The sequence below is a fragment of the Phycisphaeraceae bacterium genome (assembly GCA_019454185.1).
Classification (GTDB): Bacteria; Planctomycetota; Phycisphaerae; order Phycisphaerales; family UBA1924; genus JAHBWV01.
In genome coordinates, this window is record CP075368.1 from 3541505 (window position 1) to 3565199 (window position 23695).

20 protein-coding genes and 1 tRNA gene are annotated in these 23695 nt (G+C 64.8%); 10 read left to right on the top strand and 11 right to left on the bottom strand.

From position 1 onward, the window contains the following. Nucleotides 1-65: 65 nt before the first annotated feature. Complete coding sequence (pckA, locus tag KF838_14785; protein ID QYK48043.1) at nucleotides 66-1661, bottom strand: phosphoenolpyruvate carboxykinase (ATP); 1596 nt, start codon at nucleotides 1659-1661, stop codon at nucleotides 66-68. A gap of 257 nt (nucleotides 1662-1918) precedes the next feature. On the opposite strand from pckA, the gene KF838_14790 reads away from it, so the two are divergent. Beyond that, nucleotides 1919-1991 (top strand) — tRNA-His (locus tag KF838_14790). 50 nt (nucleotides 1992-2041) lie between these two features. Here the strand turns inward: KF838_14790 and KF838_14795 are convergent. From KF838_14795 to KF838_14810, 4 genes are all read right to left on the bottom strand, one after another. Continuing rightward, nucleotides 2042-4087 (bottom strand): response regulator, encoded by a 2046-nt coding sequence (locus tag KF838_14795; protein QYK48044.1) that lies wholly within the window; start codon nucleotides 4085-4087, stop codon nucleotides 2042-2044. Between the two features lie 156 nt (nucleotides 4088-4243). Further along, nucleotides 4244-5419 carry a response regulator gene (locus tag KF838_14800; protein QYK48045.1) on the bottom strand — a complete coding sequence of 392 codons (1176 nt, stop codon included), beginning with the start codon at nucleotides 5417-5419 and terminating at the stop codon, nucleotides 4244-4246. Nucleotides 5420-5567: 148 nt separating this feature from the next. Then, nucleotides 5568-8255 carry a DNA gyrase subunit B gene (locus KF838_14805; protein ID QYK48046.1) on the bottom strand — a complete coding sequence of 896 codons (2688 nt, stop codon included), beginning with the start codon at nucleotides 8253-8255 and terminating at the stop codon, nucleotides 5568-5570. Nucleotides 8256-8423: 168 nt separating this feature from the next. After that, nucleotides 8424-8576: a hypothetical protein gene (locus tag KF838_14810; protein QYK48047.1), complete on the bottom strand. Its 153-nt coding sequence runs from the start codon at nucleotides 8574-8576 to the stop codon at nucleotides 8424-8426. Nucleotides 8577-8863: 287 nt separating this feature from the next. Between KF838_14810 and KF838_14815 the strand changes: the two genes are divergently transcribed. From KF838_14815 to KF838_14825, 3 genes are all read left to right on the top strand, one after another. Further along, complete coding sequence (locus KF838_14815) at nucleotides 8864-9784, top strand: serine/threonine protein kinase (protein QYK48048.1); 921 nt, start codon at nucleotides 8864-8866, stop codon at nucleotides 9782-9784. Nucleotides 9785-9855: 71 nt separating this feature from the next. Then, nucleotides 9856-10752 (top strand): hypothetical protein, encoded by an 897-nt coding sequence (locus KF838_14820; GenBank protein QYK48049.1) that lies wholly within the window; start codon nucleotides 9856-9858, stop codon nucleotides 10750-10752. A gap of 128 nt (nucleotides 10753-10880) precedes the next feature. Then, nucleotides 10881-11348, top strand: coding sequence for a hypothetical protein (locus KF838_14825; protein QYK48050.1), 468 nt, complete (start codon nucleotides 10881-10883; stop codon nucleotides 11346-11348). Nucleotides 11349-11352: 4 nt separating this feature from the next. On the opposite strand, the gene KF838_14830 is transcribed toward KF838_14825, so the two are convergent. Beyond that, complete coding sequence (locus KF838_14830) at nucleotides 11353-11652, bottom strand: hypothetical protein (protein QYK48051.1); 300 nt, start codon at nucleotides 11650-11652, stop codon at nucleotides 11353-11355. Continuing rightward, nucleotides 11636-12217, bottom strand: coding sequence for a SocA family protein (locus tag KF838_14835; GenBank protein QYK48052.1), 582 nt, complete (start codon nucleotides 12215-12217; stop codon nucleotides 11636-11638). The genes KF838_14830 and KF838_14835 overlap by 17 nt, the downstream gene beginning before the upstream one ends. A gap of 70 nt (nucleotides 12218-12287) precedes the next feature. On the opposite strand from KF838_14835, the gene KF838_14840 reads away from it, so the two are divergent. Both KF838_14840 and KF838_14845 read left to right on the top strand, forming a co-directional pair. Continuing rightward, nucleotides 12288-12830, top strand: a complete 543-nt coding sequence (locus KF838_14840) for a hypothetical protein (protein ID QYK48053.1) — start codon at nucleotides 12288-12290, stop codon at nucleotides 12828-12830. 282 nt (nucleotides 12831-13112) lie between these two features. After that, nucleotides 13113-15188: an elongation factor G gene (locus KF838_14845; GenBank protein ID QYK48054.1), complete on the top strand. Its 2076-nt coding sequence runs from the start codon at nucleotides 13113-13115 to the stop codon at nucleotides 15186-15188. Nucleotides 15189-15333: 145 nt separating this feature from the next. Here the strand turns inward: KF838_14845 and KF838_14850 are convergent, their stop codons facing one another. Continuing rightward, nucleotides 15334-17214, bottom strand: a complete 1881-nt coding sequence (locus KF838_14850; protein ID QYK48055.1) for a PLP-dependent transferase — start codon at nucleotides 17212-17214, stop codon at nucleotides 15334-15336. A gap of 82 nt (nucleotides 17215-17296) precedes the next feature. Between KF838_14850 and KF838_14855 the strand changes: the two genes are divergently transcribed. After that, nucleotides 17297-18151, top strand: a complete 855-nt coding sequence (locus KF838_14855; GenBank protein QYK48056.1) for an MBL fold metallo-hydrolase — start codon at nucleotides 17297-17299, stop codon at nucleotides 18149-18151. A 10-nt stretch (nucleotides 18152-18161) separates the two neighbouring features. On the opposite strand, the gene KF838_14860 is transcribed toward KF838_14855, so the two are convergent. The 3 genes from KF838_14860 to KF838_14870 are packed head-to-tail and all read right to left on the bottom strand — an operon-like array spanning nucleotide 18162 to nucleotide 19781. Further along, a complete protein-coding gene (locus tag KF838_14860; GenBank protein QYK48057.1) occupies nucleotides 18162-18629 on the bottom strand; it encodes a biopolymer transporter ExbD in 468 nt (155 codons plus the stop codon). After that, nucleotides 18626-19039: a biopolymer transporter ExbD gene (locus KF838_14865; GenBank protein QYK48058.1), complete on the bottom strand. Its 414-nt coding sequence runs from the start codon at nucleotides 19037-19039 to the stop codon at nucleotides 18626-18628. Before KF838_14865 ends, KF838_14860 begins: the two co-directional genes overlap by 4 nt. Before the next feature lie 34 nt (nucleotides 19040-19073). Next, on the bottom strand, nucleotides 19074-19781 hold the full coding sequence (locus KF838_14870; GenBank protein ID QYK48059.1) for a MotA/TolQ/ExbB proton channel family protein: 708 nt from the start codon (nucleotides 19779-19781) through the stop codon (nucleotides 19074-19076). A 106-nt stretch (nucleotides 19782-19887) separates the two neighbouring features. Between KF838_14870 and KF838_14875 the strand changes: the two genes are divergently transcribed. The 3 genes from KF838_14875 to KF838_14885 all read left to right on the top strand — a co-directional run bounded on the left by KF838_14875 (nucleotide 19888) and on the right by KF838_14885 (nucleotide 23677). Beyond that, a complete protein-coding gene (locus tag KF838_14875) occupies nucleotides 19888-20922 on the top strand; it encodes a M28 family peptidase (GenBank protein QYK48060.1) in 1035 nt (344 codons plus the stop codon). Nucleotides 20923-21230: 308 nt separating this feature from the next. Beyond that, nucleotides 21231-22061: an FKBP-type peptidyl-prolyl cis-trans isomerase gene (locus tag KF838_14880; GenBank protein ID QYK48061.1), complete on the top strand. Its 831-nt coding sequence runs from the start codon at nucleotides 21231-21233 to the stop codon at nucleotides 22059-22061. Nucleotides 22062-22156: 95 nt separating this feature from the next. Next, nucleotides 22157-23677, top strand: a complete 1521-nt coding sequence (locus tag KF838_14885; GenBank protein ID QYK48062.1) for a hypothetical protein — start codon at nucleotides 22157-22159, stop codon at nucleotides 23675-23677. Nucleotides 23678-23695 lie beyond the last annotated feature (18 nt).

Genomic DNA, 23695 nt, shown 5'->3' on the forward strand with positions numbered 1-23695 from the left:
AGCAACGAGGGCCGAACGATTGTTCGGCCCTCGGTCGTTCTTACGCCAGCTTGTTCAACGCTTGATCAGCCCCGCGGCCCCGCGTTTCGCACCGAATCTGACATCTCGAACTTCGCATCGTTCTCACGGAAGAGCTTGGCCAGCTTCTTCGCCTGCGCGTCATAGGCCGCGCCGTCCTTCCACGTGTTGCGCGGGTTCAGGACCTCGGCGGGCACCCCGGGGACTGTGCTCGGCAGCGGGAGCCCGAAGATCGGGTCCGGCGTGAACGAAGCGTTCGCGAGCGAGCCGTTCATGATCGCCGTGACCATGGCGCGGGTGTACGAGAGCTTGAAGCGGCTGCCGGTGCCGTAGGCACCGCCCGTCCAGCCCGTATTGAGCAGCCACACGTTCGCGCCGTGCTTCGCGATCCGTTCAGAGAGCATCTTCGCGTACTCGGCCGGTTGGCGAGGAAGGAACGGCCCGCCGAAGCAGGGGCTGAAGTTGGGCTGGGGCTCCGTCACCCCCGCCTCGGTGCCAGCGAGCTTCGAGGTGTAGCCGTTGATGAAGTAGTACGCCGCCTGCTCGGGAGACAACCTCGCGACCGGCGGGATAACGCCGAAGGCGTCCGCAGTCAGGAAGATCACGTTCTTCGGGTGCAAGCCGACTGAGGGGATGACCGCGCCGTCGATGAAATCGACGGGGTATGTCACGCGGGTGTTCTCGGTGTACTTCGGCGTGTCGTAGTCCGGCACGCGGGACTTCTCGTCGATCGGCGTGTTCTCAAGGACCGATCCGAAGCGGACCGCGTCCCAGATCTGCGGCTCGCCCTCCTTCGAGAGCTTGATGCACTTGGCGTAGCACCCGCCCTCGAAGTTGAAAACACCCGACGGCGACCAGCCGTGCTCGTCATCGCCGATCAGCGCACGCTCCGGGTCCGCAGAGAGCGTGGTCTTGCCAGTGCCCGAGAGCCCGAAGAACAGCGCGACGTTCGACGGGTCCTTCTTCGCCACGTTCGACGAGCAATGCATCGGGAAGACCCCGACCTCCGGCATGTCGTAGTTCATCGCGTAGAAGATGCTCTTCTTCATCTCGCCCGCGTACTCGGTGCCGAGGATCACAACGATCTTCTTCGAGAGGGACTGCGCGATCAGCACGGGGCCCTTCACGCCGAACTTCTGCTGCTCCTCCGCGGTCAGACGTCGACGTCCGGCGTTGATGATCAGCCAGTCCTGCTTCCAGTTCGTGCTCCCGCCCGCTGCGGGGCTTCCCGGCTTGATGAAGAGGGTGCTCGCAAAGAGCGAGTGCCACGCCTGCTCGGTCGCGACCCGCACGCCCAGCCGATACTTCGGATCCGCGCCTGCGAAGCCGTCGAAGGTGTAGACCTTGGGACGAGAGTTCAGGTGCTGGACGGCGATGGCGTACGCCGCGTCGAAGAGGTCCGGGCGGATCGGCTGGTTGACGTTCCCCCACCAGATCTTCCCGTGGATGTCCGGGGTGTCCTCGAGATACTTGTCCTTCGGGCTGCGGCCGGTGCGATCACCGGTCAGGCACATCAACGCGCCGTTGGATGCGAGCTTCCCCTCTCCCGCGACCAGAGCCCGTTCCACCAGCTCCGCGGCGGACAGGTTGCTCAGCGTCCGATGTGGCGCGAGATCCAGCGACGGCAACGAAGCGGTCGTCATTGTGCATACTCCATTTCTGGACATTTCCGGGTGGAAGGGAAGGTTAGCCCCGAGTGCCCGCCTCCGGCTACTGGATTGTCGCTCACTGAACCGGCGGCAACGGGTGGGCGTGGAGGCGTCGAGGGGGAGGGGGGTGGAGAGTCTCCCCCGTATCCCTCACGAACAGGCATCGGCCCGACCCGCTCGAACCCGATAGTTTCCGGGAGCGGTGCCGCGTCCTATCCTTCTCTCCCGTTGGGTTCCTCCCGACGCAGATGGTGGCCATAGCTCAGTTGGCAGAGCACCGGGTTGTGATCCCGGGTGTCGCGGGTTCGAGTCCCGTTGGTCACCCTTGCAGACGAGTCCGCGCGAGGCAACTTTGGCGCAGGCGTGCGGAACCATCACGCCGCGCGAGACGAGTGCCCCGAGCCCGCCGCGACACATTTGTCAGACGATCGTCCGAGCCACTTGGAGCACGCATCCAGCAAGGACTGGCGTGTGAACGGCTTGGCGATGAAGTCGTCGCACCCCGCCGCCAGACAGAGATTGCTGTCCTCCACGCGAGCGTTCGCGGTGATCGCGATGATCGGCGTCTTGAATCCGCGCCGACGCAACGCCTTGGTCGCCTCGTACCCGTCCATCACCGGCATCTGCATGTCCATCAGCACGATGTCGAATGTGCCGGATTCGATGATCTCGATGGCCGTCTTTCCATCACCCGCGACCACAACCTCCGCGCCGCCCTTGCTGAGGTGGTGCTTCGCGAGCCGTTGGTTATCGGGTCCATCCTCAACGAGGAGGACGCGCCGATTCCTCAGCGGACTCTCGGCATGGGCAGTGCCCGTTGCCCCCTGCGCAGAGCCCGCGAGCGATTTCACTTCATCGTCGGCGAGCGTCTGGCTGACAATCCCCACCTCGATATCCAGCGTGAACGTGCTGCCGACACCAGGGCAACTGTCCACCACGATGTCTCCGCCGAGCATGCGGGCGAGCTCGCGTGAGATGCTCAGGCCAAGCCCGGTGCCGCCAAATCGGCGCGACATCGAGGCGTCCGCCTGCGTGAACGGCTTGAAGAGTCTGGCGAGCACCTCGTCGGTCATCCCGATACCCGAGTCGATCACGCGAACGCGGAGACGCCAGTCCCGGAGAGGATCGGCCTTCACGCCGGCTTCGATACGCACGGATCCAGACGCAGTGAACTTGATCGCGTTGCCCACTAGATTGAACAGAATCTGCCTCAGGCGTGTCGGATCGGTGCGCACACGAGTCGGTGCCGCACCCGCCCACTCGACGACGAGCTTCAGACCTTTCGCTGACGCGTTCTCGAGCATCAGCATCCGCACGTCCTCGAGCAACGCGCCGGGATCACACTCCATCAGCTCGACGCGCATCTTCCCTGCTTCAACCTTGGAATAGTCGAGCACATCGTTGATCAGCGTCAACAGATGCTCGCCGCTCCGCTTGACCGTGCGCAGCCAGACCGCCGCCTCCTCATCAAACTGACGCTCACGTTCCAGCAACTCCGCGTACCCCAGGATCGCGGTCATGGGTGTTCGCAGCTCGTGTGTCATGTTCGCGACAAACGCGCCCTTGGCACGATTGGCCATCTCCGCCTTCTCACGCTCGGCCTGCAACTCAACGGCCTGCTGCTCGAGCGTCGCCGATTTCTGCTCAAGCTCGATCGTCTGCTGGCGCATCGCGGCCTGTGCTGCCATCACCCGCCGACGCTGATCCCACACGATCAGTCCGACGCACGCACTGGCCCCCAGTGCAGGAAGCAGACCATACAGCGCGGCGCGTCGCATAGCAGCAACTTGGTCCAGATACTCGGCCGCGTTCATGTCCACGCCGACACCGCCGACCGCCTTTCCTCTCGAGTCGAGGATCGGGGCGAAGCCCGTCATGAACGTTCCCCATTTGTCGGTGTAGGGCTCATCAGAGGCCGAGCACAGCGGCGTGCCCGGCTGAGACGCAAGCACAACGAACGTCGCCGGGTCCGCGTCCTCGTACAACTCCCACACACCCGCACGATCCTCCACACCATCGCCGTCGTGGTCGCCCGGTTTCGCGGCGTCGAGAATGAATCGGATATCTACGCCGTCCTGGACAAAGGTGTAGATGTACTGCACACCCCTCGCCCGAGACTGCATCGCGCGAAGCGGTGTGATCGCCAGGTCGTACTCGGCCGTGTCGATCTGGTCGGGGCTCCGAATGGTTGAGTGCAGCGCAGGGTCAACCAGCGACGCCGCGCTCTCTGCGATCCGCATCAGACTCTGCTTCAATTCGTTCTTGTACGCGACCGTTGACGCAGTCCAGAGCCCGATGATCGCGATGACCGAAGCCCCGAGCACCGCTGCTCCGGTGCAAAGGCCTTCGAGCGCGGGACGGATCGGCGGAGCCGATTCCGCCTCGGTCGATCCTCGCGATTGACGACCGGCGTCGATCAATGCAGATGCTCTCCGGCCGAGTCTGGTCGTCCCCGCAGCCGAGTGACCACCCGGAGTACTGAGATCGGCCTCGGAGAAGCCCCGGTTGACGCCGATTCCCCAACTGGGGTTTCGCTCATCGAACCACCAGCATTTCGCGTGTTCTCGGACGTTCAATCACGCCGCGTGCTGCTGGGGAGGACGCACCCGATCGCACGCCGCGATCAGAGACCGGATCATCGGCTGTGCCTCCCGAACGCTCCCCGTCTTCGTGAGGGCGAGAGCGGCCTGTTCGGCCGACGCCGCAAGCCCAGCGTACCCCATCGCTGGGGCCGTTCCCATGATGCTCGAACAGAGCGATTTTGCGCGGCTGAAGTCGTTCTGATCGATCGTCGCTTGCAGCGCGGCTGCTGTCGTCCTCAGGTCACCGAGAAACCCGTCGATCAGCGCGAGGTTCGGGTGATCGTTCGGCAGAGACGGATACATCGGACCGGCGCCCCCGCCCAGCAGAAGGTACTCGGCGATGGCGCGAAGCAGCACGTCCTGCTCCAAGGGCTTGCCGAGGGTTGCCTCTGCCTGCGGATCGCCGGAGCAGAGGAGCGAGGCGTCGATATCCGCCGCCAGCAGCACCATCGGAGACGTGAAACCTGTCGCTCTCGCTCGCTTGAGAAAGGCGATGCCATCCGGGCGACCAGGACCGAGGTCCGCGTCGACGAGCGCAAGGTCGCATCCCTCGTTGAGCCAGCGCAGGGCCTCGTCCGCATCGTCGGTCTGACGAAGACGCAGCTGCGTCCCGCGCAGGTAGTGTTGAACCAGACGACGATCCATAGGAGAGTCGTCGATGTGAACGACCGTCCCCTGGAGACGATCCGGATCGACGCGCTCCAGCGAGAACCTGTTGCTCTGGCCGTCGGCGCGGAGATAGTCACGCGCCTCGATCCGCTTCGCGAACTTGATACCGATCTCGTGGATCACACCTCGAACGTGCTGGCACCGGCAGACCGTTCCCTCGATCGAGTTCGTGCCGCCAGCAGGATTCGGCAGCACGAGTCGGACCTTCGAGCCGAGATGGACGTAGGAGCTGTGCAGCACGCTCGCGCCGCCGCACGAAAGATTGCGGCATGCCACCTCAAGATCCGAGGACATGCCCCGCGCCTGCGTGATGTGCATGCGGATGCTTGTCTGGCGGAACGGCCAGCGGACGAAATCGCGCTTCTTCGATGCATCCGCCGCGCCCGACCGTTCATCGAGCTCGTCGAGCAGTTCCTCCAGCGCGCGCTGCTCAAGGTTCACGGTGTTCGGCCTGCCGGCCTTGCTCGGAATCGCGTTGGCGTTGTAACGTCGGATGCTCATGTGCCCATCGCCCTCGCGGGCGGAATGCCCGGCTGTCGCTCAAGATCGGCGATGATCCGGTGCCGATGCGGCACCCAGTGGCGAACGCGCACGACTGGCGCAACGGGGGGACGCTCCAGCCCGCACAAACGTCACAATCTCACTCCGATCAGACGTCCAGGTTCTTCACTTCCAGGGCGTGATCCTCGATGAACTTGCGACGCGGTTCGACCTCTTCGCCCATCAGGATCGAGAAGAGCGAGTCCGCTTCCGTCGCCATGTCCATCGTGACCCTCAGCAGCGAACGCTTCGTCGGGTCCATCGTGGTTTCCCAGAGCTGCTCGGCGTCCATCTCGCCCAGTCCCTTGAAGCGCTTGATCTCAAGCCCGCGCCGCCCGATCTCGTGGAGCGAGCCGAGCACCTCGCGGAGACTCCCCGCCTCGACGACCTTTCCGGAACGGCTCGAGCCCGACCGGGCGCGAACTCCCGGCTCGTCCTGTGTGTCGTCGGAATCGTCGTCACGCTGCGCACTCCCGGAGTCGGTGTGCGCCTCGGCGGAAGAAGTGACCCACGCAAACCTCGCGTGGAGCTTCTCGCCCGTCACCGACTCCTCCCGCACGAGACCGTACTCGTCGATGAAGAGCCCGAGCGTGTGCAGGTCGGCGATGATCCGCTCCAACTCGCGGTTCTCGTGAAGCTCGCGGATCGTCGCGTTCGCCCAACCCTTCCGGGTGGCGATTTCAAGGGCCTCGTGCTCGTCCCACGCGAGCGCGGCATCCGAGCCGCTATCCACCTTGTGCGTGGGCAGTCGCCCGTCGCGCCGGTGCGACAGCGTGTCGATGAACTTCGTGCCCCGGCGCTCGCTGATCTCAACGAGTTCCTCAAGCCGCCTGAGCAGCTTCACCGCGCGCCGAAGCTCCGTCCCCTCAAGGCGTGTGACCTCACGGGGCTCGGCCCCGGCGGGCACGCCCGCGATGTCGCGCACGATGAGCGAAGACGTCTCCAGCCCCATCTCGGTCAGCGAGTCCTGAAGCACACGCTCGTTCAGCACGTATCGCTTCTGGCGTCCGCGCGAGAGGAGATACAGCGGGGGCTGCGCGATGTAGATGTGGCCCCGCTCGATCAGAGGCCTCATCTGGCGGAAGAAGAACGTCAGCAGCAGCGTCCGGATGTGGCTGCCGTCAACGTCGGCGTCCGTCATGATCACGATCTTGCCGTACCGAAGCTTCGAGAGATCGATCTCGTTCGCAATGCCGACGCGCAACGCGGCGATCAGCGTCCGGATCTCCTCGAACGCCAGCATCTTGTCGATGCGCGCCTTCTCGACATTCAGAATCTTGCCCTTCAGCGGCAGGATCGCCTGCGTCTCGACGTTCCTTCCCTGTGTCGCCGATCCGCCCGCGGAATCGCCCTCGACGATGAAGAGCTCGCTCTCATCGACGTTGCGCGTCTTGCAGTCGCGCAGCTTGTGGGGCATCGAGCCGGAGTCGAGCGCGCTCTTCCGCCTCGTCAGCTCACGGGCCTTGCGGGCCGCTTCTCTCGCCTGAGCAGCGACGATCCCCTTCAGGCAGAGTTTCTTCGCCTCAGCCGGGTGCTCCTCCATCCAGGTTTCGAGCGCCTCCGAGACCGCGCCGGCGACAAACCCTTCGATCTCCGGGTTAAGGAGCTTCTCCTTCGGCTGGTTGTTGAAGGTCGGGTTCGGGAGCTTCACGCTCACGATGCAGACAAGCCCCTCTCGCAGGTCCTCGCCCGTCGGTACGGGATCCTTCTCCTTGATGATCCCCGACTTTCGCGCGTACGCGTTGAGCGTTCGCGTCAGCGCGACCCTGAAGCCCTGTGCGTGCGTGCCGCCGTCCACGTTGTTGATGTTGTTCGCGAACGAGAGCACCGACTCGGTGTAGCCGTCGTGGTACTGGAGCGCGACCTCGCACACCAGCGACTGTGCCTCATCGTCCCGGCGCAGATGCACCGGAGACGAGATCGCCGTTTTGCCGATCATCAGGTGCTCGACATACTCAAGCAACCCGTTCTCGGCGCGGAAGACGTCGGCCCGTGGTTTCCCATCAGGGCCGACCCGCTCGTCGTCGAGATGGATCGTCACGCCGGGATTGAGGAACGAGAGTTCCCGCAGGCGATTCGCCAGCGTCTCGTAGCTGAAGTCCGTTACGGGAAAGATCGTCGCGTCCGGCAGGAACGTCACTCGCGTGCCGCTCTTCCGGGTGCTTCCCGCAGGGATGGGCCCGACGGTGTGGAGCGGCGTTCGAACCCTGCCCCGCTCGAAGACGATCGCGTGGATCTGCCCGTCGCGCACCACCTCCGCCTCGAGCCACTCCGAGAGCGCGTTCACGCACGAGACGCCGACGCCGTGCAAGCCGCCGGAGACCTTGTAAGCAGAGCCCTCCTGGCCGAACTTGCCGCCCGCGTGCAGCTTCGTCAGCACGATCTCGATCGCCGACTTCCCGTTCAGGTTCGGGTCCTCGTGCTTCATCGGACCCGTCGGGATCCCTCGCCCGTCGTCGGTCACGCAGCAGGAGCCGTCGGCCAGAACCGACACACGAATCGTCGTCGCGTGCCCGGCCATTGCCTCATCAACCGAGTTGTCCACGACCTCGTACACGAGGTGGTGCAGGGCGTTGATCCCCGTGCCGCCGATGTACATGCCCGGACGCTTGCGAACCGCTTCCAAGCCCTCAAGCACCTGGATCTGTTCCGCGCCATACGCCCCATTCGTCGCGGCGGGGTTCGTCGCGACCGGCTCGGACGCCGCGGAGCCCTTGGGCTCAGCAGCCGAGGTCGGCGATTGACTCTTTGATGCCGATCCCGCGTCGGCTCCCGTCGTTGCAACGTTGTCTGGCATGCACGCCTCGCTCACACGAGCACTGAGGAATCGCTGACGTCAGGACTTGAAGACCCCCGCGACACCGCACACACACGTCTCAAAACTGGAAACGAGGCCGCGGTTATGCGATCCGTCCAAGAGGCGAACAAGCCGCTTGCACGCAGGGGTTCCCAAGGACATGAGATTCTAGGCGAACGCCCCCGAGAACGCCTCGGTTTCGACGCCGATTCGAGCGTCTTTCACCGTCGATTTTTCAGGTCCGTCGCAGGCACAATACAGCCCCGCAGGGGCTTCTTTCCGATCGATTCTCGCACCGCGAAACACGCATTCCGTCGGCATGATCAGGTCTCCATGTATGCCACGTTGCGTCTGTGATGCATAGCACATGTTGGACCCGTCGACGCGGATGCCGCTCTCATCTCTGGCATGGTCATCGAGACACGATCGAATAGTCGAGGCACCCCCCGGGGGGGCACCCCGCTGCCCAGTGATGGCTCATCACGGGGATTGCAGGAACCCTCGCGAACGGGCATACTGATGGGCTACCATCGACTCGCGCAACGCCCGGTTGGGTTGCGTCAAGGATCAAGGGTATCGTGCGCTCCGGATCAGACCCCGGGCGTTTCATGGATGTTTGGACTGTGACGGCGATTGAACCAAAGAAACGAGGCGACTCCGTTGAGGGGTACAAGATCCTGTCCGAGATCGGGCGGGGAGCGGCCTCCATCATTTACGTCGTCCAGGACGTCAAGTCCAAGCAGGTCTGGGCCCTCAAGCACGTCGATCGCGGCGACGCCAAGGATGCCCGATTCCTTGACCAGGCCGAGAGCGAGTACCGCATCGCTCAGGAACTCAACCACCCCGCCATCCGGAAGATCACCCGAATGTTCAAGAAGGGCACGCTCCTGACCACCAAGGAGCTCTACCTGGTCATGGAACTCGTCGACGGTGTCTCGCTCGACAAGGCCCCCCCCAAGAACTTCGAGCAGGCCGTGGACATCTTCCAACAGGTCGCCGACGCGATGCACCACATGCACAAGCGCGGCTATGTCCACGCCGACATGAAGCCGAACAACATCGTCGTCGCTGACGGCGGCGTTGTGAAGATCATCGACCTCGGCCAGGGGTGCAAGATCGGCACGGTCAAGCCCCGCATCCAGGGGACGCCCGACTACATCGCCCCGGAGCAGGTCCATCGCCGCCCGATCACGCCGAAGACCGACATCTACAACCTCGGCGCGACTATGTACTGGGTCTTCACCCGGCAGCACATTCCGACCGCACTCGCCAAGGGCGACTCACTCGTCAACTCGCTCGACGACAGTCTCATCCAGAAGCCCAAGCCGGTTGTGGAACTCAATCCCAGGGTCCACCCGAAACTCAGCGAGCTGATCATGTCGTGCGTCGAGGTTGATGCAGACAATCGCCCCGAGACAATGGCTCTCGTCGCCGACCGGCTGTCGTTGATCCTCGGGATTCTCCGGGCCAAAGCCGAGGATGTCGTCCGTTCGATGGATCAGTCGGAGCGGACCGACACCGACCAATAGATCGCGCCCCGTCCCGCTGGTTCGAGTGCGAGCCCTGTGGGACTCTGAAACGGGGCTCGGAAGGGGGCGCGATGGACCTCTCCCAACTCGATCTGCGTGACCCCGATCTTGTGATGCGCCTCTTCCGCGAGGGTGCCGCGGCGAGCTTGGATGCGCGGTGCCGAAAGGGATCAATCGACATCATCGAGCCGCCGGGGAAGCTCATCGCGACGGGCGACCTTCACGACAACCCCGTGCACATGGGGCGCGTGGTGGAGGCCGCGGGGATGGGCGCGGGGTCGTCGGGGGATTCGGGCGCGAACGGGCCGCATCTAACGCTGCACGAGCTGATTCATTCGGATCGCCTGATGAACGGCATGGACATGTCGTATCGCGCACTAGCCCGGGCGGCGGCTCTCAAGGCGGCGTACCCGGAGCGCGTGCACCTGTTGCTCGCCAACCACGAGCTCTCGCAGGTCGCCGGAGCCGGGATCGTCAAAGACGGCGTGCGCGTGGTCGAGGCGTTCGATGCGGGCGTCGAGTTCGCCTTCGGCGACCGTGCCGAGGCGATCGAGACCGCGATCGATGAGTTCGTGAAGGCGATGCCCCTCGCGCTCCGCTGCGTCACGCCCAAGGGCGACATCCTCTGCGCACACTCCCTCCCGGGCATCGGCATGATGGGCAGGTTCGACCCGACCATTCTCACACGTCCACTCACGCCGGAGGACTATGAGCCCAGGCGTGGGAGCGCGCATCTTATGGTCTGGGGGCGCGGCTACGACGCGGAGCAGTTGGAGGATCTGGTCGAACGCTGGGGCGTGAATCTGTTCATCCTGGGGCACGAGAAGGCGGAGAACGGCGTGAAGTTCGTGCCGCCGAATGTGATTGTGCTGAACAGCGATCACGAGCGGGGGGTGTATTTGCCCTTGGATCTTGAGAACCCGCCGCGAGCCGCGGAGGCGGTGGGGATGGTGGTGGGGTTGGCTTAGGCCAGATGGCAAAGAGCAAATGGCAAATGGCCAGATGGCAGAATGCGATGCGGGGTTGGGGGTGAAGCGAGCGGGGCGGGCGTGACGGATCGGGGGAGCGAGTCGGGGTGAAAGTTCGGAGCGCGGACGTGAACGACGAGATGCCGCCCGCAGCAGAGGTAGAGCTGAGAGCAGGTGGCCCAAGGTTCACGTGCGCGCATTGCTCATACGCACTCGAAGGGCTTGGTGCCGAGGGTGGCGAGGCGCGATGCCCGGAGTGCGGTTTGGGGCAGCGGCTCAATCCTGATGCGTTCTCTGTTTACTCCCGGTTCGACATCATCGCGAGTACTATGCTCGTATGGATCATCGGCGGCGCAGTCGCCTTTGCGACTATCTTTTGGATGGTGCGTAGCCCCGAGGGGGCGCTGATTGCCTTGATCGCATGCGTGGTCGCGCCGTCGCTCATCTTCGCACTCCTTCTCGCGCCCAAGATCAATCGTCCGATCGGATTGACGCGAGTTGGCAAGATCGCGTGCGCGATATGGTGGTGGTTTCTCGGGACGTTGATCTCGCTCATCTTCGCCCTGCTTCTGCTTGTTCCGGCCATCATCCTGTAGGGTGCTAGACGGGGGGCTCGTCGATCTCATCAGATACCAGCTTGACCAGCGCAAGGGTGATCGCCGCCTGGTCCGCATCCGGCTCGGTGACGATGACTACGACACGCAGCTCGCGATCGATTTCGGACATGTATTCAAGTACCCACGCGCCGACCGGCTCGAATGGCGGCAGCGAGCGGCGGACTTGCGAGAGCGGGTCCGTGGCGATCGCGTCGATTCTGGCGATGAACTCGTCGCGCAGGGCCGGATCCAACGCGCGGATGGCCTCGGCGGCGCGCGGCGCGACGTCAATCCGCCATTGCACCGGAGAGGCCCCGCTTGAAGTCGGACCACGGAATGCAAGGGCCGGAACGTGCGTCGGCGATCGCGACGTCGAGTTCCTTTCGCGTGATGCCGAAGCGGTCGCACGCGCGGCTGTCCAGTCCTTGGAAGAATGTACGCAGGGATTCGTGCGTGATCTCGGCGTTGGATGGCGCATCTTCGGAGAGTCCACGTCGCGCATCGAGCCAAGGTGCTTCCGCGTGCGTGAGTTCGCGGAGGTACGAGCCGGAGAAGCGGCCGTAGCCACGCCAGATGGATTCGAGGAGTCGGATCTCGCCTTCGGCGGCGTTGTGTGCCCCGCGTCCTTCGGCGGGATCAATGGCACTCGCGCGGAATGGTGCGAACACGCGGTACAGGTCTGTGACAACCGGGCCGTGGGGCCACGCCTCGATGCGTGATGCGAAAAGCGGCGCGGCGCGGAGCGCGAGCGACCACCCTTGGGCGTAGTACGCGAGTTTCTGGAGTTGCATGTGGGTCACGGGCACCGGCTCGTCGCCCGCGCTGGCGAGGTGGAGCAGGTGGCGTGCGGCGGATTCAGACGTCATCATGAGAACACCGGGAGTATCCTAACAGATCCTGAGTGCCGATCAACTGGAATGAGGCGATGGAAGGTGCGAGTTGAACGATCGCGAGCGGATCATCGAGGCGGCGCGGTTGCAGCGGACCATGCTGCGAATCGCGGGCGTGTTCGTTCTCTCGTTGACCGTGCTCGTGTGGACGCTCCGTCAGAGTTGGGACTGGGTCATGTACATCGCGATCCCCGCGGCGTTGCTCTCGCTGGTCGCGATGGGGGTGGTCAACGTCGCTCTGCAGGTCAAGGTGCGGGCACCTTGGATGATGATCGCGTGGCCAGGCGTGATACTCGCAGGGCTTGGCGCGTGGAGCGCTGTCCTCGGACATCTCTGGCCCATCCTGATCGGCGTGCTGCCCGTGCTGCTCGCGGACTGTGCCGCTGTGAACGGGAGCGTAACGAGAACTCTGAGGCGAGCCGGCGCGCGGGTGGGTTTCCTGGGTGCGGGGGAAGCGGAGCTGCGCCGCTTGGCATCCGGCGTCTGTTTTTTCTGCGGCTACGACATGTCGGGGTTGCCGACGGCGGTCTGTCCTGAGTGCGGGAACGAGAGCGTGCTACACACACCGATCGAAACTCAGACTTCGCGATAGAGCCCTTCGGTACTGAATGGGCGGCTGACCGGACGAATCGAAGTCGCTCCCCACGAGCAAGTCCGCCGATCTCGATGGCACGGGGCGCAAGTACTTGTGGCGTGGAGAGTTGGTGAATAGGTTTGCCGGGCTTGACGAATGCTTTACAATGGGGCGTCCGCGCGTCTTGGTGGGGCGCGCGGGCCGACGCCGCCTCACGCCGGCACGTCTGTTCGGGCCGACGCGGGACGCCGCCGCTGACATACCCCGCCCTCGCGGGCCAGAAGCCCGCAGAGGCCCCCCATGGCAATCCGAAACCCGGCCGACATCCGCAACATCGTCCTCACGGGGCATGGCGGGTGCGGCAAGACGACACTGGTCGAGCGGCTGCTCTTCGCGGCGGGTGTCGTGAAGCGCATGGGCACGGTCGAAGAGGGGAACACGGTCTCTGACTGGACCGATGAAGAGAAGCACCACAAGCACTCCCTCCAGCCCACGCTCGTCCACTTCGAGCACGACGGGCACTACGTCAACGTGATCGACACGCCGGGGCTCGCCGACTTTCTCGGGCACGCCGTCGCCTGCTTCCCCGCCGTCGAGACGGTGGTGGTCTGCGTCGATGCAGCACGGGGCATCGAGCCCACGACGCGCCGGCTGATGCAGATTGCCGAAGAGCGCAACCTGCCCCGCATGATCGTGGTCACGAAGATCGACCACGCGGACATCGATCTCGAGACGCTGACGCAGAACATCCGCGAGACGTTCGGCTCTGTGTGCCTGCCGGTGAATCTGCCGACCGGGAACGGCGCGGACGTGATCAACGTCTTCGAGCACGACGGGAACGACGCCGCGGGAGACACGACCGACTTCTCCTCTGTCCACGAGGCGCACAAGCAGATCGTGGAGCAGGTGATCGAGGTCGATGAAGAGCTGACGCTGCAGTATCTGGAGAAGGGCGAGGGCTTCGATCCCGACAAGCTGCACGACGCGTTCGAGAAGGCCCTGCGCGAGGCCCACCTCATCCCGATCTGCTTCTGCTCGGCCCGGACGGGCGCGGGCGCCGCGGACCTCATGCACGTCATCGCTTCGCTGCTGCCGAGCCCACTCGAGGGCAACCCGCGGACGTTCCTGCTGCGCGAGGCCGAGGACTCCGCCGAGCGTGCGTACCACCCGCGTCCCGATGCCAACGCGCCGCTGCTGGCCCATATCTTCAAGGTGTCGTCGGATAAGCATGTCGGCAAGCTCGGGATCTTCAGGGTCCACCAGGGCACCCTGAAGGCAAAGAGCGAGTTGTTCATCGATGCGGACAAGAAGCCGATCCGCATTGGCCACGTGATGCAGCGCCAGGGCAAGGACGCGTCGGAGGTCGAGGCGGTTGGACCCGGGGATCTGGGCATGGTCGCAAAGATCGAGGAGGTCCGCTTCAACGCTGTGCTGCACGACACGCACGAGCTGGACCACATCCGCCTGAAGCCGCTTCCACTGCCGCGCCCGATGTACGGGCTGGCGGTCGAGCTCAAGAACCACGCGGATGAGGCGAAGTTCTCTGCTGCGATCGCGAAACTCACGGCCGAGGATCCTTCGCTCGTCTGCGACCGGATCGCGGCGACGCACCAGACAGTGCTGCGCGGGCTTGGAGAGTTGCACCTGCGCGTGGTGCTCGAGAAACTGCACCAGGGGTACGGCGTGGTGGTGACGACGTCGACGCCGAAGGTCGCGTACAAGGAGACCATCGGCGCGAGGGCCGACGGCCACTGTCGCCACAAGAAGCAGACGGGCGGCAGCGGGCAGTTCGGGGAGGTCTACCTGCGCGTTGAGCCGCTGCCGGCGGACCACCCGGAGGGGTTCGAGTTTGCGTCGGAGGTCGTGGGCGGCACGGTGCCCCGGCAGTATTGGCCGGCGGTCGAGAAGGGCGTGCGCCAGGTGCTGGCGGGCGGCGCGGTGGCCGGATATCCGATGACGGGCATCCGCTGCGTGCTGTACGACGGCAAGTACCACGATGTGGACTCGAAGGAGATCGCGTTCATCACCGCGGGAAAGAAGGCGTTTATCGAGGCGGTCGGCAAGGCCAAGCCCAAGCTGCTGGAGCCGTATGCCAAGGTCGAGATCACAGTCCCCTCGAAGTACATGGGCGACATCGCGGGCCACCTCTCGACGAAGCGTGGACGCGTGCAGGACACGCAGATGACGTCTGGCGACATCTGCATCGTGACGGCTGTTGCGCCGCTCGGCGAACTCCAGAACTACTCGAACGAACTCAAGTCCATGACCGCGGGGAGCGGCACTTACGCGATGGAATACAGCCACGACGAGGCGACGCCGGGGAACATCCAGCAGCAACTGGTCGCGGCGTTCAAGCCCCAGCATGAAGAGGACTGACATCGTCACCAAGCCGGAACCGCGACAACTCTGTTCTGTCCGCATCAATGGCTGCTGACACGCCGGGAGCGATGCGCGTGGTGGTAGTGCCGCGCGATGTCGCGATCGGGGCTTTCATTTGGATGCCGGTGCGGCTCGGCGCGCGTTACTTCATCAATTCGCTCATGGGCGGCTGCGCGTTGACGTAGCGGGTGTGCACGTCGATGTAGTGCTTCTTGTAGATCGCGTCGATCTTCTCGGTTGAGAGGAACTTTGCGACGAAGCCGGGGCGGGCGGGCTCGATGCAGGACGCCGCGGCTTTGATCAGGTGGGTGATGAGCGTGCGTGGGTCTTCGGTGCCGACCGCGACGCGCGTCGTGGTGAGCGAGATGCCCGCGTCCTTCAGGGCCTGGGCCGACATCTCCGAGTGGCTCGTGATCGCAGGACAGAGGACAACGGTGTTGGGCTGGCCGAGTGAGACCTGGTGGCCGAAGACGGGGTCGAGCATGTCGAAGAATCGTTTGAAGGCCTCGCGGTCGAGGGCAGGTACATCTCCCTTTCCTTCGAAGTCGAAGGTGAAGAGTGGCGGCGGGAACCCCATGTGCATGCACTTCTCTCGGATCGCCGAATTCTCGTCTCCAGGCGCGGCACAACACTTGACGTTGATGTCGGGGTGTGAGCCGAGCACCTCCGCCAGCGTAAGCGTGTTCGCGACCTTCTGGAGCAGACGGATTTCGAGCGTGTGGATCCCGTTGAGAACCTCGAACGCCTTGTCGGCGTCCAGGAACGCCCCCTTGACGTAGTAGACGTTCCAGAAGAGGGTCTCGTCCCACGAGTAGGTGCGGGGCTTGCCGTCAGGGCCGGTGCCCTGCGCGGACTCGTGCTTGCCCATGAACATGCGCTCGTTGCGCCCGATCACGCAGCCCGCGGTCGTTCCACCGTGGCCCGCGAGGTCTTTCGTGTATGAGTGGATGATGAAGTCGGGGCGCTCCATCGGGTCTTGCCTGCGCAGCGGCCTGTGCAGGAAGGGCGTGCCGACGGTGGAGTCGCAGATGACGGTCAGGCCGCGCCTGTGGGCCTCGGCGCAGATCGCGGGAACATCGAGCACATACCCGTGCGGGTTGCAGGGAGACTCGATGTAGACATAGATCTGCTTGCCCGCGGCGAGCCGTGCCTTCTCCTTCACCATCACCGCGTCGAGCGCCTTGACGAAGGCCTCGGCGGAGTAGCCATCGAAGAAGTTGACCGAGACATCCAGGTTGCTGACCTTGCCGTACCAGTCGTGCATGAGCTGGTAGGTGCCGCCGTAGACGTTGCGGCTGGTGAGCAGGATGTCCTGGTATCCGACGAGGTGGGAGAGGACGGCATCGACGGCGGCCATGCCTGAGTTGAAGTTCCATGCGAAGTACTCGTGCGCCAGCGGGCCGGCCTCGACATCGACGATGTGGTTCGCGAGCGAGACGCTGGTGGGGTTGAGCAGGCGAGAGTAGACCTCGAGCATCAGCTCCTTGCCCTGAAAGGCGTCGTCCACCCATTCAGCGCAGGCGTACACGTAGGTGGCGGTACGCGTGATCACCGGCTTGGCGGAGAAGAGCGCGGTGACGTTGTCGAAGATCGGGTAGGGGCCCTTGCGGCTGCGTTGGCCGGCCTGATCCACGATGCTCTGGTAAGTCCGGCGCATCGGGTGCTGCAGGGTGTCGAGGATCTTGGCGATCTGGAAGCAGAGGAACTTCTGTGCCGCGAAACGCTCGATGCGATCCTGGCGGCTGAGCGTGGAGAGCTCGCGGACGGTGTCCTTCCACATGGCGTGAAGGTCGGCGTGTCCGGCGTAGAGATGGCCGGCGAAGCGGGCGAGGTGCTGGCCGTAGTCAGAGCCCGGGTCGATGCCGAAGTGGGCGAGCTGCTCCGCGACCAGACCGTCGATCGTAGAGGCCTCGGTTGACTTCCGGCGTGGGCTGATCTCGCGGGCGGAGTCGAACTCCTTGGAGACGGACTTGAGGGAAGCGGTATGGGGGGCGTGGGGGGAGTGGCTGCTCTGAGTGCTCATGGTCGGATGATAGCGGAAATGACCTGCTCGACTTCTATGGTCTTCATCCCTTTGTCCCATCTTGTCTCCCATACCCTCCTCCGTGATCTCCGACGTTCGATTCACGTTTCTGGGCACGGGCACGAGCGCGGGGGTTCCAGCGATCGGGTGCGACTGCGCGGTGTGCACGAGCGCGGACCCCCGGGATCGGCGGCTGCGGACGAGTTCGCTGATCGAGTTCACGGATGGGAAAGGGATGCCCCGCGCTGTGTTGATCGATGCGGGGCCGGACCTCCGCGAGCAGGCCCTCCGCCATGGGATGAAGCGGCTGGATGCGATCCTCTTCACCCACAATCACGTCGATCACACGTGGGGGCTGGATGAGGTTCGCCGGTTCAATGCGATCCAGGACGGGCCGATCGAGGTCTACGCCGACTCCCACACGGATGCCCACCTGAGGCGTGTGTACACGCACATCTTCGATCGGGATCGGAACGTCAACGACTCGTTCGTGGCGACGCTGATCGGGCATCGGGTGGAGCCCGGGCGGGCGTTCACGGTGCACGGGATGCGGGTGACGCCGGTGCCTCTGATGCACGGGAAGTTGCAGGTGCTGGGGTATCGGCTGGAGGCGGAGGGCGGAGATGTGATTGGGGTCGGGAGTGGGCCGTTGCCGCTCGCGTATTGCACGGATGTCTCCGCGATCCCGCCCGAGTCCTGGGGGATGTTGAAGGGTTTGGAGACACTGGTGCTGGATGCGCTGCGCGACCGGCGGCATCCGACGCATCTGACGCTGGATCAGGCGCTCTCGATCGCCGAGCGGGTGGATGCACGCCGGACGTACTTCGTCCACATGTCGCATGATCTTGGTCACGCCGAGACGATGGCGCGCCTGGAGGAGTCGGGGCACGCAGCGCGAGCCGCGCTCGCGCACGATGGGCTGACATTGAGGGCGTAAAGCTGAGAGGTCAGCGGAGGGCGATGTCGCGGACGCCGGCTCGTTCGAGCGCATCGATGGTGTCAACCACGGACTGGTAGGGGACGGTGGGTGCCGCGTCGATGATGATGGGGATGGATGCGGCCCGGAGCATGGGCGTGCGGGCCTGGATGTGAGCAATCAGGGATTCGATCGGCGCGTCCGTGAGTCCGAGCCCGGTGGCGAGTGTAGCCCGAGCGTCCGTGCGCAACCGGATCGCGAGCGAGGCCGGCGCAATGAGTGGCGCGGCGGCGGCGGGCGCATCATCCGTAGCGATACGGGCTCGGAGCACGAGTTCGGGGCCGACAAGAGCGGTCGAAGCCATGAAGAAAATCAGTATGACCATCACGACATCGACCATCGGCGTCATGTCGGGGAGTGAGTCGGGCGCGGTGCTCGCAGATCGCGAGGGGCGGCCGCCGTAGCGGGAGCCGGATGATGTCGCACGGATTGGTCTCACTGCGCGCCCTCCGTCGAAAGGCGAACGCGCGAGACACTCTCGGCGCGGCAGGATTCGATGATGGGTGCAATGCTCGCGTAGGTGAGGGAGCGATCCGCGCGGATCTGCACAATGAGGTCGGGCGTGGTCGCGAGGGCTTCGCGAAGGCGGGTCCGAAGGCCTTCGGTGGTGAGCGACTCGCCGAAGACGACGACCGAGCCATCCGCAGGGATATTGACGATGAGGATGCCGGGTTCGGGGGCGGGAGGAGACGCGACGGCGGGAGGGAGGTCGAGGTGGCTGATCTGGTCGGAGGCGAGCTTCCCGACGATGAGGAAGAAGATGATCATCACCATCACGACATCGATGAGCGGCGTCACGTTGATGTGACGCTCCTCCGCGCGAATCGTGCTGGTTGCGAGGGGTTTCAAGAGAGTCTCGGTGGCGGCGTTGGACGGGGACTCGTCAGGGTTTCGGGCCGGATGCGAGGCGATCGACGGCTTCGGCGCAGACGACGACGGCGCGCCCGACGGCGCGCTCGATGCGGGCGCGGAAGAACGCCGCGAACGCGAGCGCGGGAATAGCGAGCATCAGGCCCAGCAGCGTGTGCATCAGGGCCTTGGAGATGCCGAGCGAGAGTTCGGTGGGCGAGGCGCGTCCACCGGCGGCAGAGAGTGACGCGAACGCAAGGATCATGCCCCAGACGGTTCCGGCCAGCCCGACCAGCGGCGCGAGGTTGCCGATGATCGCGAGCGGCTCGACGCGGCGCGACCAGTGGGCGTGGGCCTCGGACGCGCCGAGGTTGGCGGCTTCGTGCATGGCGTCGCGACCCGCCTGTTTCGCGCCGAGCGCGGGGCGCAGGGTGTCGCCGATGAAGGACTTGTCGTCGGCGATGGCGTGCTCGAGTTCGGCGAGGCGACCTGTGCGGCAAAGATCGGCGATGCGGTCCAGTGATTTCTTCGGTGCGATGACCGCGGCGCGGACATCGAAGAGATTGCGGACGATGATGGCGACCGCCGCGACCGAGCCGAGGATGAGTACGATGCTGAAGAGATCAAAGGACTGGACGAAAAGGGGCCAGAGGCCCATGACGATGGAGCCGGAATCCGCGGCGGGGGACTGGGCGAGTGTGAGCGCGGGCGAGAGACCGGGTGCGATTGATGATGCGTCCATGCGCGGGTCATGGTACGGGGAATGGGGGCGAGCCGCACGGGCAAGGGTGGCGGCACGGGTGAAAGAGGGGCGGGCCGTGTCCGAACACTGGCTTTCGATGTGGTGTATGGTGCGTATCGCGGTGGTGGCGATAATCTGCCTCTTTGGCTCTGCGGGCGCGTGCGCGCAGGAGGGTGCGGGGCTTGTGGCGATGGAGGACGAGGCGGGACTTCCGGGTATTCCCTATCTGAAGCTCGCACGGCCTGAGCTGGGTGCCCTGTCGGACGACACGCGCGCGCTCGCGGCGGAGCTACGCCGCGATGTTGAGATCCTGGCGACGCACATCGGCCCTCGCGGGACGTTCGCGCCGGAGCGGTACGCGCTCGCGGCGGACTTTCTCATGGCATCGCTGACGAAGGCGGGGTATGAGCCGAAAAAGATCGAGGTCGAGTGCCACCTAGGGCCGTCCTTCAACATCGAGGCGATTTTGCCGGGTACGGAGCATCCGGAGCGGGTGATCGTGATCGGGGCGCACTACGACAGCGTGGAGGGGTGCCCGGCGGCGAACGACAACGCGAGCGGCGTGGCGGGCGTCTTGGCGATGGCCCGCGCGCTGCGCGCGACGCCTCACGCGTACACGATCCGGTTCATGCTGTATGCCAATGAGGAGCCGCCACACTTCAACTTCAACGGGATGGGGAGCCAGATCGACGCCGCGTCGTGCATGAAGGCGGGGATGAACATCCGGGCCATGTTCTGCCTGGAGACGATCGGGTGTTACAGCGCGGAGAAGAAGTCGCAGACGTGGCCGAACGATGTGCTGGCGGCGGTGCTGCCCTCGACGGGTGATTTCATCGCGTTTGTGGGGATGGAGAAGAGCAAGCCGGCGGTGAGGGCGTGCGCGGAGGCGTTTGAGCGGACGGGTGCGTTTCCGCTCTTGGCGGCGTCGGTGCCGCCGGCGATCCAGATGGCGATGTGGTCGGACCATCGCGGGTACGACGAGCATGGGTATGCGGCGTTCATGGTGACGGACACCGCGCCGCTGCGGTATCAGCACTATCACAAGGCGACCGACACGCCGGACAAGTTGGATTATGAGTCGATGGCGCGGGTGGTGGAGGGGCTGATCGGGATGATGCGGGATGGGGCACTGAGGCCGTGATAGATTGTCATTCGCGGTGCTGGCGGGGAGAAGGCGGAGGCGGTGAGGGTGCGTTAGGTATAGGGAGTGTGCCAGTCTGAAGTGCCGCGGGCAGCACTGTGCGAGCGATGAGACAGTCCCGGCGGTGTTGACGCGATCTCGTCGGTGGCACCTCGACACTGAGCGTATCGAAGTCGCCCCTGGCGGCTCGTAGGAGGCGGGCCGGGCTCGTCACGGGCGGGTTACCTACGCTTTCCGTTCGATTTCACGGCGGCACACATTCCAGCACTGGCGGGTCCGCGTATGGGCCCGCAACCACGAGGACTCTCATGCGCATCACGTTCGCAATTATTCCCGCCCTTGCTCTCTTTCTCGGGGCTCCGGCATTCGCTCAGGAGGCCCAGCCGGAGATGTCGGAGGAGCAGCTTCGCCAGTTGATCGAGGCCGCGATGGCCCAGCAGCGTCCGCAGCCGATCCCGGTGCCGGAGGGCGAGGTTGTGAATCGTCAGGAGCTTGAGGGCGGGTTGATCGTCGAGGACATCAAGATCGGCGAGGGCTTTGAGATCAAGCCGGGCGGGGTTGTGGTGGCGCACTACCACGGCACGCTGAAGGACGGCGGGAGCGTTTTCGATTCGTCGTTCGAGCGGGGGGAGCCGGTCGCGTTCCCGTTGAACGGCGTGATCCAGGGGTGGGGGAAGGGTGTTCCGGGGATGAAGGTCGGCGGCGTGCGTCGGCTGACGATTCCGTCCGCGTTGGCGTACGGGGCGCAGGGCGCGGGCTCTGATATCCCGCCGAACGCGGACCTGGTCTTCGTGATCCAGATGGTCGACGCGCTGCAGGTTGAGGATGTGGAGATCGGTGAGGGAGGGGCCGCGACGTTCGATTGCGTGCCGGTGACGACGCACGTCGTGAAGGACGCTTCGGGCGCGGTGGTCTCTCAGGCGACGATGGAGAACCCGTACATCTGGATTCCGGGCGAGTTCAACGCGTTGCAGTTCGGCGTCGATGGGATGCGCGTGGGCGGGACGCGGATCCTGAAGGTGCCGTCGCAGATGGCGTTCATTCCGGCGCAGTTCGGATCGACTATCCCCCAGAATGTGCCGCTGACGATCGAGCTGAAGCTTGTGGCCGTGCGGAACCTGGGCATGCCCGAGCAGTGATGCGCGGTGGTCGGGAGCCGGTGTTGAGTCAATCCTGCGGGCGTCGGCGTTGAATGACGGCGACGCCCGTTTCGCGTCGGTCGAGAGGAGCAGCCATGCGTCGAGTCGGGACGGGCTTTGTGGGAGTGGTTCTCGCGGCGATGCTCGCGGGGCTCTTCACGGTGTGTGCGTCGGCGCAGGTGCCGTTCAGGGTAAGGATCGATCCCGGGATCAACGGCGCGCCGTACACGGGGCGTCTGTACGTGGCGATCGCGCCGGCGGCGGTTGTAGAGCCGCGGCTTGAAGCGGGAAACTGGTTTGAGCCGCCTCGGATTCTCGCGGTTGATGTTGAAGGGCTCGCGCCGGGAGCGTGGGTGTCGATCGATGGGAGCCAGATCAACTTTCCGGGTGGGGAGATCGGCGCGGGCGCGTATGCCGCACAAGCATTCGGGCGGCTGAATCAGGATTCGCCGGATCCGGGGCGCGGCGTTGGAGATCCGTACTCCGCTGCGGTGCGATTCAAGGTGGAGGAGGACTCGGATCCGGTTGAAGCGATCGAGCTGGTGCTGGATCGTGTGGTTGAGCCAGAGCCGTTTGAGGAGACGGATCGGATTCGGTTGATCGAGATGGTCTCGCCGTCGCTGAGCGCGTTCCATGGGCGTGAGGTGGTGACGCGCGCGGGGGTGCGATTGCCTCGGGAGTGGGTGCCCGATGGGAGCCGCACATATCCGACGGTGTACTGGATCACCGGGTTCGGCGGCGATCACACGAGCATCATTGGTTTGGATCGGATGCTCTCGCGCGTGCCCGGAGCGGATGAGTGTCTGATCGTGGTGCCGGATGCGAGTTGCTACTGGGGTCACAGCGTGTTCGCGGATTCGGCGACCAACGGGCCTCGCGGACGGGCATTGGTGGAGGAACTGATCCCTGAGGTTGAGGCGCGGTTTCGTGGTGCGGGCGAGAGGGATCGGCGCGCGGTGACGGGCGGCTCTTCCGGCGGGTGGGCGGCGTTGTGGCTTCAGGTGATGTATCCGGAGTCGTTCGGGTCGTGCTGGTCGCACTGTCCGGACCCGGTTGATTTCAGGGACTTTCAGCGGATCAACCTGTACGAGCCGGGCGCGAACATGTACAGGGATCATGAGGGGAACTCGAGGCCGCTGGCGAGAAGGAATGGCGAGGTGATTCTGGAGTACGAGCCGTTTGTGAGGATGGAGGATGCGCTCGGTCCGGGCGGGCAGATCGCGTCGTTTGAGGCGGTCTTCTCGCCACGGGGAGCGGATGGTGGCCCTCGGCGTCTGTTCGACAGGGAGACGGGGGAGGTTGATCACGAGGTTGCGCGCACATGGGAGCCGTATGACATCCGGCTCTCTCTCGAGCGGAACTGGGAGCGCGTCGGCGCGGGGCTCGCGGGCAGATTGCGGGTGTACGCGGGGTCGGTCGACACGTTCTATCTTGAGGGCGCGGTGGCGTTGCTTGCCGAGTCGCTGAGCGCGCTGGGGAGCGATGCCGAGGTGAAGATCGTCGAAGGGATGGGGCACACGGTCTATCCGGACGGTGTGCGCCGGATGTTCGTGCATCTCGTCGAACAGGAACGCGAGCAGGTCCCCGCTGGCGAGGCATCGCCGGGGGCGGAGTGATCGCGGAGGAAGGGCGTT

Bases quoted from the DNA above. Each gene is read 5' to 3' on its own strand.
- pckA (QYK48043.1), bottom strand. From the start codon at position 1,661: ATGACGACCGCTTCGTTGCCGTCGCTGGATCTCGCGCCACATCGGACG.
- KF838_14800 (QYK48045.1), bottom strand. From the start codon at position 5,419: ATGAGCATCCGACGTTACAACGCCAACGCGATTCCGAGCAAGGCCGGC.
- KF838_14805 (QYK48046.1), bottom strand. From the start codon at position 8,255: ATGCCAGACAACGTTGCAACGACGGGAGCCGACGCGGGATCGGCATCA.
- KF838_14810 (QYK48047.1), bottom strand. From the start codon at position 8,576: ATGCCGACGGAATGCGTGTTTCGCGGTGCGAGAATCGATCGGAAAGAA.
- KF838_14815 (QYK48048.1), top strand. From the start codon at position 8,864: ATGGATGTTTGGACTGTGACGGCGATTGAACCAAAGAAACGAGGCGAC.
- KF838_14820 (QYK48049.1), top strand. From the start codon at position 9,856: ATGGACCTCTCCCAACTCGATCTGCGTGACCCCGATCTTGTGATGCGC.
- KF838_14835 (QYK48052.1), bottom strand. From the start codon at position 12,217: ATGATGACGTCTGAATCCGCCGCACGCCACCTGCTCCACCTCGCCAGC.
- KF838_14845 (QYK48054.1), top strand. From the start codon at position 13,113: ATGGCAATCCGAAACCCGGCCGACATCCGCAACATCGTCCTCACGGGG.
- KF838_14850 (QYK48055.1), bottom strand. From the start codon at position 17,214: ATGAGCACTCAGAGCAGCCACTCCCCCCACGCCCCCCATACCGCTTCC.
- KF838_14870 (QYK48059.1), bottom strand. From the start codon at position 19,781: ATGGACGCATCATCAATCGCACCCGGTCTCTCGCCCGCGCTCACACTC.
- KF838_14875 (QYK48060.1), top strand. From the start codon at position 19,888: ATGGTGCGTATCGCGGTGGTGGCGATAATCTGCCTCTTTGGCTCTGCG.
- KF838_14880 (QYK48061.1), top strand. From the start codon at position 21,231: ATGCGCATCACGTTCGCAATTATTCCCGCCCTTGCTCTCTTTCTCGGG.
- KF838_14885 (QYK48062.1), top strand. From the start codon at position 22,157: ATGCGTCGAGTCGGGACGGGCTTTGTGGGAGTGGTTCTCGCGGCGATG.